2 protein-coding genes are annotated in these 888 nt (G+C 49.2%); both read right to left on the minus strand.

The features are described from left to right. A partial coding sequence (locus A3751_RS19570) for an MbnP family protein (RefSeq protein WP_197466535.1) occupies nucleotides 1-392 on the minus strand: 392 nt, incomplete at its 3' end. 242 nt (nucleotides 393-634) lie between these two features. Then, a partial coding sequence (locus A3751_RS23195) for a hypothetical protein (protein ID WP_197466536.1) occupies nucleotides 635-888 on the minus strand: 254 nt, incomplete at its 5' end.

The raw sequence follows: 888 nt of genomic DNA on the forward strand, positions 1-888 counted from the left end.
GACGAGGATACGGTAACCGTGCCGTTTACTTCCGTATTTGTGTCTTTCGTTGAGCCGCTGCAGCTTGTGTCTCTGTCCATGAAATCAAGCAGGGTAAGATTCTGATGGTTCCAGTCGTTGTCCTTGAGTTGTAGGTTGTAAGACTTGCCTGCTTCGTCTAAAAGACGAACGTCATGAACATAGAACCGAAATTCCTTAACGGTAGCGTTAGTACTTGGGTTGCCGATTCCCGTTAATTGCGTTGTGCAATCGATAGCGACATTGTTTGCCTCGGCGGCAAAGGCGATCGCAACTTCTCGCTCTTCGTTTGCACCAACGTCGCTGGTGTTACTGGATGAACAGGCAGATAAAAGGGCGCAGCTAGCAAGCGCTGCAAGGTAAAGATGTTTCATAGTGCTCTCGTTTAATTTGTTTTTCGAACCCTCGTGGGGTGATTTGTGAACAAACGGGTGAGCACACATTCATGCGTTTTATCCGTGCTTAAGACGGGCTGGAGAAATCCCACGCGAGGTCTATGACGAGCCGGCTTATGCACTTTTGACCCTTACGACGTCGAGCGCATTACCAAGCATCGGCTGCAGAACCAAAGCGTAAAGCCATGATCATTAAGAACGGTAAACAGAAATGTGTGCTTTTAAACGAGCGAAAAGGGTGGCGCGCGAGGAAGCTTAAAATACCGACTCGCTTCGCATAAACGAAGGAAGTATTGCGTATCGATTTGAAGGGATAGTTCTAAATGAACAACCTGATCGGGCGTGAAGGCGTGGGCGAGAACGCCGCCGGAGAACGGGCATTGCTCGGTCTGAGAGTGTGAAGACGGATGTTCTTGGTCTCCAAGGTAAACAAGTTGTGCGACATCGGACGACCCGATACAAAGCATTACCCAGC

This window comes from Oleiphilus sp. HI0080 (assembly GCF_001635135.1).